The organism is Brevundimonas viscosa, from assembly GCF_900116065.1.
Lineage (GTDB): Bacteria > Pseudomonadota > Alphaproteobacteria > Caulobacterales > Caulobacteraceae > Brevundimonas > Brevundimonas viscosa.
The window spans coordinates 121,301-135,833 of record NZ_FOZV01000002.1; the positions used below are offsets into that span (position 1 = coordinate 121,301).

A 14,533-nucleotide genomic window follows, 5' to 3' on the forward strand; every position below is an offset into this window, starting at 1 on the left:
GCAAAACGGAGGCTCCTCATGGAGATTCGCGAAGGGCTCACCTTCGACGATGTTTTGCTCGAACCCGGCCCGTCCGAGATCATGCCCGCCGACGCGGACGTCTCGACGAAGCTGACCCGCGACATCCGACTGAACATCCCGCTGCTGTCGTCCGCCATGGACACGGTGACCGAGGCGCGACTGGCCATCGCCATGGCGCAGGCCGGCGGTCTGGGGGTGCTGCACCGGAACCTGACGGTCGAGGAACAGGCCGAGCAGGTGCGCCAGGTGAAGCGCTACGAGAGCGGCATGGTGGTCAATCCCGTCACCGTCTCGCCTGACACCACGCTCGGCGAGGTGCGCGAGATCGTGGCGCGCAAGAAGATCACCGGCTTCCCGGTGGTCGATCCGGCGACCGGCCGGCTGGTCGGCATGCTGACCAACCGCGACATGCGCTTCGAGAACGACCCGACCATCAAGGCCGCGGCCCTGATGACCACGGGCGACCTGATCACGGTGCGCGAGGGCGCCGGCCGCATGGAGGCGCAGGAGCTGCTGCGCACCCGCAAGATCGAGCGGGTCATCGTGGTCGACGAGGCCTACCGGGCCGTCGGCCTGATCACCATGAAGGACATCCAGAAGGCCCAGGCCTTCCCCAACGCCGCCAAGGACGAACAGGGCCGTCTGCTGGTCGGGGCCGCCTCGACGGTCGGCGACAGCGGTTTCGAGCGGTCGATGGCGCTGGCCGAGGCCGGGGTCGACGTGGTGGTGATCGACACCGCCCACGGCCACTCGGTGCAGGTCGCCCGCGCCGTGGAGCGGGTGAAGCGGGAATCGAACCGCATCCAGGTGATCGCCGGCAACGTCGCCACCTACGACGCCGCCCGCGCCCTGATCGACGCCGGGGCGGACGCGGTGAAGGTCGGCATCGGACCCGGCTCGATCTGCACGACCCGCATCGTCGCCGGGGTCGGGGTGCCGCAGCTGACCGCCATCATGGAGTCGGCCCGCGCCGCCCGGGACAGCGGCACGCCGGTGATCGCCGACGGCGGCATCAAGTATTCCGGCGACCTGGCCAAGGCCATCGCCGCCGGGGCCAGCGTGGCCATGATGGGCTCGATGTTCGCCGGCACCGACGAAGCCCCGGGCGAGGTGTTCCTGTACCAGGGCCGCTCCTACAAGTCGTACCGCGGCATGGGCTCGGTCGGGGCCATGGGGGCCGGCTCGGCGGATCGCTACTTCCAGAAGGAGGTCGAGACCCAGAAGCTGGTGCCCGAGGGCATCGAGGGCCAGACGCCGTACAAGGGGCCGATCTCGCCGGTGCTGCACCAGATGGTCGGGGGGCTGCGCGCCGCCATGGGCTACGTCGGCGCGCCGACCATCGCCGAGTTCCAGCAGCGGGCCCGGTTCGTGCGCATCACCGGAGCGGGCCTGCGCGAGAGCCACGTCCACGATGTGATGATCACCCGCGAGGCGCCGAACTACCGGCAAGGTTGAGAAGGGGAGGGCAAGTGATGGAACTGACGCCGGAATTCACCTTCCTCGCCCTGACCCTGATCCTCGCCCTGGTGCAGATCGGGGCGGCGGGCATGGCGCGCACCGCCGAGCTGGGGGCGAAGTGGAACGCCGGGCCGCGCGACGAGGCGACGCCTCCGCCGGGCCGGCTGGCTGGCCGGCTGATGCGGGCCCAGGCCAACCTGTTCGAGACCCTGCCGCTGTTCGCCGCCGCGGTGATCATGGCCGAGGTGGCCGGCAAGACCGGCCTACTGACGCTGTGGGGCTCCGGCCTCTACTTCGCCGCGCGGCTGGTCTACCTGCCGCTCTACGCCCTTGGCGTGCCCTGGCTTCGCTCGCTGGTCTGGCTGGTCGCCGCCGCCGGGCTCGTCATGGTCATCGCCGCCCTGTTCGCCTGAAAGCCCTGACTTGACCCCAGCCGCCCGCCTCGCCGCCGCCGCCTCCGTCCTGGACTCGATCGCCCAGGGCCGCCAGCCGGCCGAGGCCGTCCTCAAGGCGTGGGGCCAGCAGAACCGCTACGCCGGCTCCAAGGACCGGCGGGCCGTGGCCGACCGCGCCTACAAGGTGCTGCGCGCCCGCGGCCGGCTGTCGTGGGCCATGGGCGGGCGCGAGGACGGCCGGGCGCTGGTCATCGCCTCACTGAGCCTGATCGACGGCCTGCCGCTCGAGGACATCGAGGCGCTGCATTCCGGGGAGGGCTACGGTCCGCGGCCGCTGTCGAAGCAGGAGCGCTCGCGCCTGACGGCCGCAGGCGAGGGCGAGCTGCCGGGCTGGGTCGCCTCCGGTCTGCCGGAACTGGCGGTCGAGGACTTCAAGGCGACCTTCGGCGAGCGCTGGGGCGAGGAGGCGCGCGCGCTGATGGCCCCGCGCGCGCCGATCGACCTGCGCGTCAACGGCGCCGTCGCTGGCGTGGAAGAGGTGGAGGCCGAGCTGCGCGAGGCCGGGCTGACCCCGGAGCGGACGCCGTTCTCGGCCTTCGGCCTGCGCCTGCCGTCCGAGCCGCCGCCGAACATCCAGGCGCTGGAGGGTTTCAGGGCGGGTTGCTTCGAGATCCAGGACGAGGGCAGCCAGATCGTCTCCTGGCTGGCGGGCGCGGCGCCGGGCCTGACCGTGGTCGATTACTGCGCCGGCGGCGGCGGCAAGACCCTGGCGCTGGCCCAGGCCATGGCCGGGGAGGGGCGGCTGGTCGCCTGCGACGTGGCGCAGAAGCGGCTCGACAACATCAGGCCGCGGCTGGCGCGCGCCGGGGTCGAGGCCGAACTGCGCCTGCTGGGCCAGAACGGCGGCGGGGCCGAGGACCTGAACGGCCAGGCCGACCTGGTCTTCGTCGACGCGCCATGCAGCGGCTCCGGCACCTGGCGACGGCGGCCCGAGGACGCCTGGCGGCTGACGCCCGAGGAGGTCGAGCGCCTGCACGCCCTGCAGGTGCGCATCCTCCAGCAGGCGGCCCTGCTGGTGAAGCCGGGCGGGCGGCTGGTCTACGTCACCTGCTCCATGCTCAGCCGCGAGAACGAGGCCTCCACGGCCGCCTTCGAGGCGGCCCATCCGTCGTTCCGGCCGGTCCCGGTCGCCGACGCCCTCGCGAGCCCGTGCCTGACCGACGCCGCCCGCGAGCGGCTGACCGCGCTGGCGGACGGCCATCGCCTGCGCCTGTCTCCCGCCGCCGCCCACACCGACGGCTTCTTCGCCGCCCTCTTCGAGCGGACGGAATGAGGCTGGAGCGATACGGCGCCGTCGCCGTCCTTCCGGTGATGGCCGCTCCGGCCGAGTACGGCCGCCATCTGCGCGCCCGCATAGAGCCCCTGATGACCGGCGTCGGCCCGGTCGAAGCGGCGATCGTCCTGTCGCGGGTGTTGAGCCGGCTCGAGGGCGTCGACAGCCTGCCGGATGTGATCGTCTCGCTCGGGTCGTGCGGCTCGAGACAGCTGGAGCACGCCGCGGTCTACCAGGCCGCCTCGGTCAGCTATCGCGACATGGACGCCAGCCCGCTTGGCTTCCCGAAAGGCGTGACGCCCTTGCTGGACGAACCCGCCGTCCTGCCCCTGCCGTGCCCGGTTCCGGACCTGCCGACCGCCCGGCTGTCCACGGGAGCGAATGTCGTCTCGGGCGCCGCCTACGACGCCATCGACGCCGACATGGTCGATATGGAGACCTGGGCCCTGGTCCGCGCGGCCCGGACCTTCGGCGTGCCGCTGGTGGCGCTGCGCGGCGTCTCGGACGGTCGCGCCGAACTCAGGGCGCTCGAGGACTGGACCTCGACGCTGCACCTTGTCGACGAGAACCTGGCCGATGCGCTGGACCGGCTGGCCGCCGTTCTGGCCGCCTGCGGCCCCGCCGCCCTTGAACTCGCCGTCCCGGGCGGCCAAGACCCGGCCCAATTCGCCCCCCACCTGGAACCGACCTTGCCATGAGCACGCCCCCCAAAGACTCCGGCGCCCACGAGAAGGTCCTGATCGTCGACTTCGGCAGCCAGGTCACCCAGCTGATCGCCCGGCGGCTGCGCGAGGCGAGCGTCTATTGCGAGATCCATCCGTTCGACAAGGCGGAGGCGGTGGTCGACGAGATGAAGCCGCAGGCCATCATCCTGTCGGGCGGGCCGGCCAGCGTGCTGGAGCCGGACAGCCCGCGCATCGGCCGCAAGCTGTTCGACCTCGGCCTGCCGATGCTGGCCATCTGCTACGGCCAGCAGCTGCTGTGCGACGTGCTGGGCGGCAAGGTCGAGGGCGGGCATCACCGCGAATTCGGCCGGGCCGAGATCGTGCTGACCGAGGAGACGCCGCTGTTCGCCGGCATCGGGGCGGTCGACCACCGCGAGCCGGTGTGGATGAGCCACGGCGACCGGGTCGTGGCCATCCCTGAAGGCTTCAGGGTCGTCGCCACCTCCGCCGGCGCCCCGTTCGCGGCCATCGCCGACGAGGCGCGCCGCATCTACGCCGTGCAGTTCCACCCCGAGGTGCACCACACCCCGCGCGGGGCCGAGATCTACCGCAACTTCCTGTTCGGCGTCGCCGGGCTGAAGGGCGACTGGACCATGGCCGCCTATCGGGACGAGAAGATCGCCCAGATCCGCGAGCAGGTCGGGTCGGCGAAGGTGATCTGCGGCCTGTCGGGCGGGGTCGACAGCTCGGTGGCGGCGGTGCTGATCCACGAGGCGATCGGCGACCAGCTGACCTGCGTCTTCGTGGACACCGGCCTGTTGCGCAAGGACGAGGCGGCTCAGGTCACCACCCTGTTCCGGGAGCACTACAATGTTCCGCTGGTGCATGTTGATGCGTCGGGGGAATTTCTCGGAGCTCTGGCGGGGGTCAGCGATCCCGAGACCAAGCGCAAGACCATCGGCCGGCTGTTCGTCGAGGTGTTCGACCGGGAGGCGGCGAAGATCGAGGGGGCGGAGTTCCTCGCCCAGGGCACCCTCTATCCCGACGTGATCGAGAGCGTCTCGGCCACCGGCGGCCCGTCGGCGGTGATCAAGAGCCACCACAACGTCGGCGGCCTGCCCGACTTCATGAAGCTGAAGCTGGTCGAGCCGCTGCGCGAGCTGTTCAAGGACGAGGTGCGGGCGCTGGGCCGCGAGCTGGGGCTGACCGACGCCTTCGTGGGCCGCCACCCCTTCCCGGGACCGGGCCTGGCCATCCGCATCCCCGGCGAGATCACGCCGGAAGCTGTCGCGACGCTTCAGGAAGCGGACGCCATCTATCTGGAAGAAATCAGGAATGCCGGCCTGTACGACCAGATCTGGCAGGCCTTCGCCGTGCTGCTGCCGGTCAAGACGGTGGGGGTGATGGGCGACGCCCGGACCTACGAGAAGGTGCTGGCCCTGCGCGCCGTGACCTCGACCGACGGCATGACCGCCGACTTCTTCCCCTTCCCGTGGGAGGTGCTGGGCAGGACGGCGACGCGGATCATCAACGAAGTGCGCGGGGTCAACCGCGTGGTCTACGACGTCACCTCCAAGCCCCCCGGCACCATCGAGTGGGAGTGAGGGGGAGCGCCGCCCCGGGGCCGTGTCGCGCACGGCAGGCCGGGAACCTTGGCGGCGGGGCGCCATCCGTCCGATTCCGTTGAATGAGCGGCGAGCCGCGCTGTAGGCTCGGCCTGATCCTCCGCCTGAGGCCGTACATGCCCATGCTCCGCCTCTCGACCCAGCTCCACAAGTGGATCGCCCTCGTGGTCGGCGTGCAGGTCCTGTTCTGGGTGGCCGGGGGGCTGGTGATGACCGCCATCCCGATCGAGACGGTGCGCAGCGAACATCACGTCCGCGAGGCCGCGCCCGCGGCGCTTCCTGCCGTCCTGCTGCGGGCCCTGCCGGACGCGGCGGGGACGATGGCGGGCGGTGTCGCGCGAGCCGAGCTGAAGTCCACCCCGAGAGGCCCCGCCTGGGTGCTCACGCCTGTGAGGGGCGAACCGGTCGCGCTGGCCGCCGACACCGGCCGCCCGTTTCCCGCCCTCACACCGGCGGAGGCCGCCCGGCTCGCGGCGCAGGCCTATACGGGCGAGGGCCGCCCCGTTTCGGCTGTCCACCTGTCCGAGGCGCCGGCCGAGACCGGCCGCACGGGTCCGATCTGGCGCGTGGAGTTCTCGGACCGCGAACAGACGGCCTTCTACCTGTCGCCGGAGACCGGCGAGGTGGTGACGCGCCGGTCGGCCGTCTGGCGCTTCTACGACTTCTTCTGGCGGCTGCACGTGATGGACTGGAAGCACGGCGAGGACTTCAACCATCCGCTGATCATCGTGACCACGATCCTGACCCTGAGCATCGTGGTCACCGGCTTCATCCTGCTGTGGATCCGGCTGTCGCGCGACATCCGCCTCGCCCACGCCGCCCGGCGGAAGCCGTAGCCTCCGCCGCCGTCTGTCGCCGTGGCGCGACGATCGCCCGGGCCGCGCGATCCCGGCGAGCCTCGCTGGAAGCTCGCGGGACCGGTGACGCGGATCGCCTGCGTGTCTTGATCCGCATCAATGCCCGGCCCCGATCCGGCGGTCAGGGCGTTGAAGCCAGACAACCGGAGTGAGCAGAATGAACCGAATCCTGTCGGAGCCCCTGCGGCGCAAGGTGATGAGCGCCGGGGCGGCGGCGGAACGGATCCGGCCGGGGTCGACGGTGGGGCTCAGCGGCTTCACCGGTTCGGGCTACCCCAAGGCGGTGCCGCTGGCGCTGGCGGCGCGGATGGACGAGGCGCGCGCTCGCGGTGAACGCTTCCGGGTGCGGGTGTGGACCGGCGCCTCGACCGGGCCGGAGCTGGACGGCGCGCTGGCCCGGGCCGACGGGATCGAGTTCCGGCTGCCCTACAACTCCGACCCGGTCGCCCGCGAGAAGATCAATCGCGGGGAGATGGAGTATTTCGACATGCACCTGAGCCAGGTGGCGCCGGCCGCCTGGCAGGGCTTTCTCGGGCCGCTCGACACCGCGGTCGTCGAGGTCGCCGGGGTGCGGGAGGACGGCTCGCTGATCCCGTCGTCCTCGGTCGGCAACAACAAGACCTGGCTGGACCGCGCCTCACAGGTGATCCTCGAGGTCAACAGCTGGCAGAACCCGGCGCTGGCCGGGATGCACGACATCTACTACGGCACCGCGCTGCCGCCGGACCGCCGCCCGATCCCGCTGACCCGCGCCGACGACCGCATCGGGGAGCCGTGGTTCCGCTGCGACCCGGACAAGGTGGTCGCCGTGGTCGAGACCGACGCGCCCGACCGCAATGCGCCGTTCACCCCGGCCGGGGCGGACGACCTCGCCATCGCCGGCCACCTGCTGGAGTTCTTCCGGCACGAGGTGGCCAGGGGGCGGCTGCCGGCCGCGCTGCTGCCGCTGCAGTCGGGGGTGGGCAACACCGCCAACGCCGTGCTGGGCGGTCTGCAGGACGGGCCGTTCGAGCGGATGACCGCCTATACCGAGGTGATCCAGGACGGGATGCTGGGACTGCTCGAATCCGGCCGCCTGCTGGCCGCCTCGGCCACCGCCTTCTCGCTGAGCCCGGAGGCCGCCCATGACCTCAACGCGCGGATGGACGCGTTCCACGACCGGATCATCCTGAGGCCGCAGGAGATCAGCAACCACCCCGAACTGATCCGGCGGCTCGGCTGCATCGCCATGAACGGCATGATCGACGCCGACATCTTCGGCAATGTGAACTCGACCCACATCATGGGCTCGCGCATCCAGAACGGCATCGGCGGGTCCGGCGATTTCGCCCGCAACGCCTATGTCTCGATCTTCATGGCGGCGTCGACCGCCAAGGGCGGGCGGATCTCGACCATCGTGCCGCACGCGCCGCACGTCGACCACATCCCGCAGGACGTGCAGGTCATCGTCACCGAACAGGGGCTCGCCGACCTGCGCGGCCTGTCGCCCAAGCAGCGCGCGGAACTCATCGTCGCCAACTGCGCCCACCCGGACTACCGCCCCGCGCTGCAGGACTACTATGCGCGGGCCCGGCGGGACTCCTATGGCCAGCAGTCTCCGATGCTGCTGCAGGAAGCCATGGCGTGGCATGAGCGCTTCGTGAGAACGGGGTCCATGAAGCCGGAGTGAGCTCCCCGGCGCGGGCCTTGATCGGGGTCAAGGAGTCCGGGCGGCGGTCGAGGAAGATGGGACGCCGCCAAGGAGATGAATCCGTGACCCTTTCCGCCCCTGCCGCCGTGGCGCCGCCCGCCCCCGACGTGCGTCCCCTCCCTCGGGGGACCCGATGACCCCGGACGGCGTTCGCGAGCAGCTTGCGCAGGGCCTGCTCGGCGTCGGTTACGCCGGACTGACTCCGGTGCAGCGCAGCGTGGTCGACCTGATGGCGGCCGAGACGCCGACCGGCCACGGGCCCGCGCTGGTCGAGGACCGGACCTTCTGGGAGCGACTGGCCGACCGGGTGGCGCAGGTCGGCGGCTCCTGGAGCTTCCTGGGCGGTTTCGGTCTGGCCATGGCGATCTGGATCGCCGCGAACCTGCTGCTCGCCCGGTGGGCATTCGATCCCTATCCCTTCATCTTCCTCAACCTCGTGCTCTCGACCCTTGCGGCGGTGCAGGCGCCGGTCATCCTGATGAGCCAGAACCGGCAGGCGGCGCGGGATCGACGCGCGGCCGAGCACGACTACCGCGTCAACCTGCGCGCGGAACTCGAGATCATGCGGCTGCACGACCGCCTCCAGCTCAGCGAGGCCCAGTTGCAGCGCATCGAGGCGGCGATCGCCGCCCTGGGCCCGTCGCCGGCCTCATCGCCCGCAGACGAGGCGTACCGCCCCTGATCGACTCCTTCAGATCCCGCGCGCGCCCATCTGGCCGACCCTGGCGAGCACCTGCTCATGGTCGCGGCGGGATTCCACCCCGCCGATGACCATGTCCCGAACGGGCCGGAAGCCGACAAGCCCAAGCACGCCGCGCTTCAGCGAGGCCAGCGAATAGCCGATGAAGCCCGTGCGGTAGATCAGGGCCGGCATGCCCATGGTGACGATCACCCGCGCCGACCGCCCCAGGCGTCCCCGTGCGGCTGGTCCAGAGTCATTCCGCTCGGCCAACGCCGATCCACGACAGGAGCCCGCCATGACCATGCTCAAAGTGATCGAAGTCCTCGCCGAGTCGGATGACAGCTGGGAGGACGCGGCGCAGAAGGCCGTGGCGGAAGCCTCGGAAACATTGCGCCACGTGCGGTCGATCTATCTCGAGAACCTCCAGGCCACGGTCGAGAGTGGCCGCATCGCCCGCTACCGGATCAACGCCAAGATCACCTTCGCGCTGGACAGCGGCGACTAGGCCCCAGCCGGCGGATCGCTCCGTCTTTCCCGGCGCCTAGGGGACAAGCACCGCCGCGCCGGTGAAGCGGCCGTGACGCAGATCGGCCAGGGCCTCGTTCGCCCGCTCGAGCGGATACTCCACCGTATGCGGGCGCACGCCCGCCTCAAGCGCCACCGGCAGGTATTCGAGGGCGTCCTGGCGCGTGAGGTTGGCGACCGAAGCCAGCACGCGCTCTCCCCAGAGTCGCTCATACGGCATGGCCGGAATGTCGCTCATGTGGATCCCGCCGCAGATCACGGCGCCGCCCTTGCGCACCGCCGCGAGCGCGAGCGGGACAAGCTCGCCGACCGGGGCGAACAGGATCGCCGCATCGAGGGGCTCAGGGGGCGGAGCGTCGGACGGGCCGGCCCAGACGCAGCCCAGGTCGCGGGCGAGCGCGGCGGCCGCGTCGTCGCCCGGGCGGACGAAGGCGAAGACCCGCTGGCCGCGCCAGATGGCCAGCTGGGCCAGCAGATGTGCGGCGGCCCCGAAGCCGTAGAGCCCGAGAGCGTCCACCCGCCGGTCGGCGCAGGCGGCCCGCCAGGCGCGGAACCCGATCAGGCCGGCGCAGAGCAGGGGCGCGCATTCCGTGTCCGTCAGCCGCGGGGGCAGGGGAAAGCCGTAGCGTGCCTCGACGATGACCTGATCGGCGTAGCCGCCGTCGCGCGTCCAGCCGTGGAACTCCGCCCGGTCGCACAGGTTCTCGCGCCCCTCCCGGCAATAGCGGCACTGCCCGCAGGTCCACGCCAGCCAGGCGGCGCCGAGGCGATCGCCGACCCGCACCTCCGTCACGTCGGCGCCGATCGCTTCGACCACGCCGACGATCTCGTGCCCCGGGACGATCGCCGGACGCCGGGCGGGGAGGTCGCCGTCCAGCACGTGCAGGTCGGTGCGGCAGACGCCGCAGGCGCTCACCCGGAGTCGCACCTGCCCGGCCGCGGGGGCGGGGTCGGGACGGACTTCGGGCACGAGGCGACCGCCGGAAACGCGCAATGTCATCGTCCGCATTCCGTGGAAACTGCCACCGCGCCGTGGGGTCTCCTTGATGCGGATCAAGGCGAACTCGCCCGCCGGCGGGTGAAATCCCTCAATCTGGAGGAGACCATGGCCCGTCGACAGGTCTGCCCGGGCGAGCCCGGGGAGTGCTCTCTGGATGCGGCGCTGGCCGCGTCCTTCCCCGCCAGCGATCCGGTCGCCGCGCTGGAGCCGGCCGCCGAGCGACCGCGCTTCCGGGCGAGGAAGCGCGCACGGATGCAGGCGGACAGCCAAAAGAAGGAGGAACGCCGGTGACTTACAGAATCATCCTCACCCTGGTCGACGGAAGTCGGTGGGCCGAGAACCGCGCCCGCGTCGCCGCCGGGCTCGCGGCCCGCTTCGGAGCGCGGCTGACGGGCGCCTTTCCGCGTCCGGCGCCGCCGGTGTCCGCCTGGGATCAGCCGCTCGACTGGGGCCTGACGCCCTCGATCCCGCCGGCGTTGTCGCTGGAAGCCCTCGCCGCCTACGAGCGGCGCAGCGACGCCCAGGCCGAGGACGCGCGCATGGCGTTCGAGGCGGCAGCCGATCAGGCCGGCTGTCGGTCGGATTGGCTGACCCTTTCGGGAGAGAGCCCCGCCGGGACCCTCCAGTTGATGCGCCGGACCGATCTCACCGTCCTTCCGACGGGACGACTCCCGACCATCGGGCAGACCGGAACGACCGCCGCCGACCTTGTGCTCGACAGCGGAGGGCCGGCCCTGCTGCTGCCGGATCGTTCGAGAGGGACGCTTCCCGGGCGACGCGTTCTCGTCGCCTGGAACGGCAGCCGGGAGGCGGCTCGCGCGCTGCGCGACGCCTGGCCGTTCCTCATGATCGCCGAGGCGGTGCGCGTGGTCCTCGTCCGGCCCGCCGAGGCCGAGGAGCCGGATAGCCTTCTGCAACGCTATTTCGAGGACCACGGCCGCGCCGTCGACCTCGTCGTGGTGCGGGAGTCCGACGCCGGCGCGGCGGACGCTCTCAGGGCCGAGGCCGAAAGGGCGGGCGCCGACCTGATTGTCATGGGCCTGTACGGCCGCTCCCGGCTTCGCGAGACCATCCTCGGCGGGGTCAGCCGGTCGCTCCTCGACACCGCCGGCATTCCCCTGCTCGTCACCCACTGACCCAGTTCCGCGCTTCGGGCGCGACCGGCCTTCGCTGCGGAGACCGCCCTTGAGACCTCCTCCCGACTTCAGAGATCGCGCCGAGGCGGGCCGCCGCCTCGGGGAGGCGCTGGCCGAACGGAACGAGAGCGACGTGCTGGTCTACGCCATCCCGCGCGGCGGCGTCCCGGTCGGGCTGGAGGTCGCCCGCGCGCTCGACGCTCCCCTCGACCTGGTGCTGGCGCGGAAGATCGGCGCTCCCGGCAATCCCGAACTGGCGCTGGCGGCGGTGATCGCCGGCGCGCGGCCGCGCACCATCATCAACGAGGAGATCGTTCGCCTGAGCGGCGCCACGCCGGACTATCTGGAACGCGAGCGCGCCGCCGCCCTGGCCGAGATCGAGCGGCGGCGGCGGGTCTATCTCGGGGATCGGCGTCCGCTTGATCCCGCCGGCCACACCGTCGTGCTCGTCGATGACGGCCTGGCCACGGGGGCGACGGCGAGGGCCGCGGCGGCCGGCCTGCGGGCCCAGGGCGCCCGCCGCATCGTCCTCGCCGTCCCCACGGCCCCGCGGCCCCTGCTCCACGCCCTGAGATCCGAGATGGACGAGGTGGTTTGCCTGCGGGATTCGGATGATTTCGCGTCGGTCGGCGAGGCCTACGCCGACTTCCGCCAGGTCGACGACGACGAGGTCGTCGCCTGCCTCGCCGCGGCGCGCGCGGGATGAACCCTCCGGCTCACGACACGAGCGCGCGGCCGTCGGCCGACTGGGTCGCGACGCTCGACGAGGTCGGACTTGACGACCTGCCGCGGGTCGGCGGCAAGACCGCATCGCTCGGAGAACTGCGCAGGCTGCTGCGTGACGGGCCGGTATCCACGCCGGACGGCTTCGCCCTGACCGCCCGCGCCTATCGCGACGCCCTCGAGGCCGCCGGCGCCTGGTCCGAGCTCTCCGCCCTGTTCGCCAAGCTCGACGTCCAGGACGTCGCCCAGGTCGCCGCTTGCGGACAGAAGGCCCGGGGCATCGTCTATCGCGCCACCGGCGGCGCGGCCCTGAGGCAGGCGATCGCCGCCGCCTACCGGGCGATGACGGAGGGCTCCCGGGGCCTCCCCCGGGTCGCCGTGCGCAGCTCGGCCACGGCCGAGGACCTTCCCGGCGCCAGCTTCGCCGGCCAGCACGACAGCTACCTTCACATCCGCGGCGAGGCCGACCTGGTCGAGGCCTGTCGTCGTTGCTTCGCCTCGCTGTTCACCGATCGCGCCATCGTCTACCGGGCCCGGAACGGCTTCGACCACCTGAAGGTGGCCCTGTCCGTGGCGGTGATGCGGATGGTCGACGCCGACCACGGCGCCAGCGGGGTCGCCTTCACCCTCGACACCGAAACGGGCTTTCCGGACGTGGTGTTCATCAGCGACTTGGGGGTTGGGCGAAGCCATCGTGCAGGGACGGGTGTCGCCGGACGAGTTCTATGTCCACAAGCCCACCTTCCGGGCCGGCTTCCGCGCGGTGCTCAGGCGCACGCTCGGCGGAAAGCAGATCCGCCTGGTCCGCCCGGCCCGTCGCACCGACGCCGGGCGGCTGGTCGAGCGCGTTGTGGCGAAGCGCGACCGTGAGCGCTTCAGCCTGTCGGACGACGAGGTGCTGGCGCTCGCCGGAGCGGCCCTGGCCATCGAGGACCACTATTCCCGCAAGGCCGGGCGCTGGACGCCGATGGACATCGAGTGGGCCCGGGACGGCGGCGACGGCCGCCTCTACATCCTGCAGGCGCGGCCGGAGACGGTCGCCAGCCGGCGGACGCCGGGCGTCGTCGAGACCCGCCGGCTGACGTCCGTTCCCGAGGCCGCGCTGGTCACCGGCCGGGCGGTGGGGCAGGGCGTCGCCTCCGGCGCGGTTCGGGTCATCGCGACGGCGGCGGACCTCGAGACCTTCAGGCCGGGCGAGGTGCTGGTCGCCCGCACCACCAGCCCCGACTGGCTCCCGGCCATGCGCAACGCCGCCGCGATCGTCACCGACCAGGGCGGCCGGACCTGCCACGCCGCCATCGTAGCGCGGGAGCTCGGCATCCCGGCCGTGGTGGGGGCGGGGGAGGCCACCGGCCGGTTGACGCCGGGGCGCGACGTGACCGTGAGCTGCGCGGAGGGCGAGAAAGGCGCGGTGTACGAAGGGCGCCTGCCGTTCACCGTCGAGCGGCTGGAGCTCGCGAGCCTGCCGCGCACCCGGACGGGGGTCATGCTCAATCTGGCGCAGCGGGACGCCGCCTTCGTCGCCGCCGCGCTGCCCGCCGGCGGTGTGGGACTGGCCCGGATGGAGTTCGTGATCGGACAGATGATCGGCGTGCATCCGATGGCGGCGGCGCATCCGGAACGCATCTCTGATCGCGAGCGACGGGCCATCGCCCGCCGACTCCAGGCCGACGAGACGCCGCACAGCTGGTTCGTGCGCCGGCTGTCGGAAGGCGTCGGGTCGATCGCCGCGGCCTTCCATCCGCGGCCGGTGATCGTGCGGCTGTCGGATTTCAAGACCAATGAATACGCGGCGCTTCTGGGCGGAGCCCCGTTCGAGCCGGTCGAGGAGAACCCGATGCTCGGCTTCCGGGGCGCGTCCCGCTACACCCATCCCCGCTACGCCGACGGTTTCGCCCTGGAGTGCGAGGCGCTGGTGCGGGCGCGGGAGACCATGGGTCTGACCAACCTGCACATCATGGTGCCGTTCTGCCGCCGGGTGGAGGAGGCGCGGCGGGTGCTGGAGTCGCTGGCCGACCACGGTCTGGGGCGGGGCGATGGCGGACTGCAGATCTACGTGATGTGCGAGATCCCCAACAACGTCATCCAGATCGACGCCTTCGCCCAGCTGTTCGACGGCGTCTCGATCGGATCGAACGATCTGACCCAGCTGGTGCTCGGTGTGGACCGGGACTCGGCGGAGGTCGCCTTCGACTTCGACGAGCGAGATCCCGGCGTGATGGAGATGTTGAACCAGGCCGTGACGGGCGCTCGACGCAACGACTGCGCCGCCAGCATCTGCGGCGAGGCGCCCGCCAACTATCCGGAGGTGACCGCGGCGCTGGTGCGGGCGGGGATCGACACGATCAGCGTCAATCCCGCCAGCTTTCCGCAGGTGGTCCGGTCCGTGGCGCGGGCCGAGGCCGGCGTCGCGGACTGACGGC

At 71.8% G+C, this 14,533-nt stretch carries 15 protein-coding genes and 1 pseudogene; 14 read left to right on the top strand and 2 right to left on the bottom strand.

Going from position 1 to position 14,533, the window contains the following annotated elements:
* Positions 1–18 precede the first annotated feature (18 nt).
* From guaB to BM333_RS04865, 8 genes are all read left to right on the top strand, one after another.
* A complete protein-coding gene (gene guaB, locus BM333_RS04830) occupies positions 19–1,476 on the top strand; it encodes an IMP dehydrogenase (RefSeq protein ID WP_092307937.1) in 1,458 nt (485 codons plus the stop codon).
* 17 nt (positions 1,477–1,493) lie between these two features.
* Positions 1,494–1,892 (top strand): MAPEG family protein, encoded by a 399-nt coding sequence (locus BM333_RS04835; protein ID WP_218151419.1) that lies wholly within the window; start codon positions 1,494–1,496, stop codon positions 1,890–1,892.
* Between the two features lie 10 nt (positions 1,893–1,902).
* Positions 1,903–3,207 carry an RsmB/NOP family class I SAM-dependent RNA methyltransferase gene (locus BM333_RS04840; RefSeq protein ID WP_092307939.1) on the top strand — a complete coding sequence of 435 codons (1,305 nt, stop codon included), beginning with the start codon at positions 1,903–1,905 and terminating at the stop codon, positions 3,205–3,207.
* Complete coding sequence (locus tag BM333_RS04845; RefSeq protein WP_092307941.1) at positions 3,204–3,905, top strand: 5'-methylthioadenosine/S-adenosylhomocysteine nucleosidase; 702 nt, start codon at positions 3,204–3,206, stop codon at positions 3,903–3,905. The genes BM333_RS04840 and BM333_RS04845 overlap by 4 nt, the downstream gene beginning before the upstream one ends.
* Positions 3,902–5,476: a glutamine-hydrolyzing GMP synthase gene (gene guaA, locus BM333_RS04850; protein ID WP_092307943.1), complete on the top strand. Its 1,575-nt coding sequence runs from the start codon at positions 3,902–3,904 to the stop codon at positions 5,474–5,476. The genes BM333_RS04845 and guaA overlap by 4 nt, the downstream gene beginning before the upstream one ends.
* A gap of 137 nt (positions 5,477–5,613) precedes the next feature.
* Positions 5,614–6,333 (top strand): PepSY domain-containing protein, encoded by a 720-nt coding sequence (locus tag BM333_RS04855; RefSeq protein WP_092307946.1) that lies wholly within the window; start codon positions 5,614–5,616, stop codon positions 6,331–6,333.
* 178 nt (positions 6,334–6,511) lie between these two features.
* Positions 6,512–8,023, top strand: a complete 1,512-nt coding sequence (gene scpC, locus BM333_RS04860) for a succinyl-CoA:acetate CoA-transferase ScpC (protein WP_092307948.1) — start codon at positions 6,512–6,514, stop codon at positions 8,021–8,023.
* Between the two features lie 154 nt (positions 8,024–8,177).
* Positions 8,178–8,726, top strand: a complete 549-nt coding sequence (locus BM333_RS04865; RefSeq protein WP_092307950.1) for a DUF1003 domain-containing protein — start codon at positions 8,178–8,180, stop codon at positions 8,724–8,726.
* A gap of 9 nt (positions 8,727–8,735) precedes the next feature.
* Here BM333_RS04865 and BM333_RS15625 read toward each other — a convergent pair whose 3' ends face one another.
* Positions 8,736–8,936 carry a hypothetical protein gene (locus BM333_RS15625; protein ID WP_245777149.1) on the bottom strand — a complete coding sequence of 67 codons (201 nt, stop codon included), beginning with the start codon at positions 8,934–8,936 and terminating at the stop codon, positions 8,736–8,738.
* A gap of 85 nt (positions 8,937–9,021) precedes the next feature.
* On the opposite strand from BM333_RS15625, the gene BM333_RS04875 reads away from it, so the two are divergent.
* A complete protein-coding gene (locus BM333_RS04875; protein WP_092307954.1) occupies positions 9,022–9,231 on the top strand; it encodes a dodecin family protein in 210 nt (69 codons plus the stop codon).
* Positions 9,232–9,267: 36 nt separating this feature from the next.
* Here BM333_RS04875 and BM333_RS04880 read toward each other — a convergent pair whose 3' ends face one another.
* Positions 9,268–10,251 carry a zinc-binding alcohol dehydrogenase family protein gene (locus tag BM333_RS04880; RefSeq protein WP_218151421.1) on the bottom strand — a complete coding sequence of 328 codons (984 nt, stop codon included), beginning with the start codon at positions 10,249–10,251 and terminating at the stop codon, positions 9,268–9,270.
* Positions 10,252–10,356: 105 nt separating this feature from the next.
* Here BM333_RS04880 and BM333_RS04885 point away from each other — a divergent pair, with 105 nt between their 5' ends.
* The 5 genes and pseudogenes from BM333_RS04885 to ppsA all read left to right on the top strand — a co-directional run bounded on the left by BM333_RS04885 (position 10,357) and on the right by ppsA (position 14,529).
* On the top strand, positions 10,357–10,542 hold the full coding sequence (locus BM333_RS04885) for a hypothetical protein (RefSeq protein WP_143105775.1): 186 nt from the start codon (positions 10,357–10,359) through the stop codon (positions 10,540–10,542).
* Complete coding sequence (locus BM333_RS04890; RefSeq protein WP_092307962.1) at positions 10,539–11,387, top strand: universal stress protein; 849 nt, start codon at positions 10,539–10,541, stop codon at positions 11,385–11,387. The genes BM333_RS04885 and BM333_RS04890 overlap by 4 nt, the downstream gene beginning before the upstream one ends.
* A gap of 49 nt (positions 11,388–11,436) precedes the next feature.
* Positions 11,437–12,093, top strand: a complete 657-nt coding sequence (locus BM333_RS04895; protein ID WP_092307964.1) for a phosphoribosyltransferase — start codon at positions 11,437–11,439, stop codon at positions 12,091–12,093.
* Positions 12,090–12,713, top strand: a pseudogene (locus tag BM333_RS16225) (PEP/pyruvate-binding domain-containing protein); the annotation flags it as partial. The gene BM333_RS04895 and the pseudogene BM333_RS16225, both read left to right, overlap by 4 nt.
* Positions 12,714–12,804: 91 nt before the next feature.
* Positions 12,805–14,529 carry a phosphoenolpyruvate synthase gene (ppsA, locus tag BM333_RS04900; RefSeq protein WP_281246035.1) on the top strand — a complete coding sequence of 575 codons (1,725 nt, stop codon included), beginning with the start codon at positions 12,805–12,807 and terminating at the stop codon, positions 14,527–14,529.
* The last annotated feature ends 4 nt before the right edge of the window (positions 14,530–14,533 follow it).